At 55.9% G+C, this 415-nt stretch carries 1 rRNA gene; it reads right to left on the minus strand.

From position 1 onward, the window contains the following. Positions 1 to 415: ribosomal RNA gene (locus D4N35_RS17880) — 23S ribosomal RNA — on the minus strand; the annotation flags it as partial.

A 415-nucleotide genomic window follows, 5' to 3' on the forward strand; every position in this document is an offset into this window, starting at 1 on the left:
AGATCAAGTCCTCGATCGATTAGTATCCGTCAGCTCCATGTGTCGCCACACGTCCACACCGGACCTATCTACCTGATCGTCTTTCAGGGATCTTACCTGCCTGGCAAGCCAGGCAATGGGAAATCTCATCTTGAGGGGGGCTTCATGCTTAGATGCTTTCAGCACTTATCCCTTCCGCACATAGCTACCCAGCGATGCCTTTGGCAAGACAACTGGTACACCAGCGGTGCGTCCATCCCGGTCCTCTCGTACTAAGGACAGCTCCTCTCAAATTTCCTGCGCCCGCGACGGATAGGGACCGAACTGTCTCACGACGTTCTGAACCCAGCTCGCGTACCGCTTTAATGGGCGAACAGCCCAACCCTTGGGACCGACTACAGCCCCAGGATGCGATGAGCCGACATCGAGGTGCCAA

The organism is Siminovitchia fortis (assembly GCF_003605365.2).
GTDB lineage: Bacteria > Bacillota > Bacilli > Bacillales > Bacillaceae_C > Siminovitchia > Siminovitchia fortis.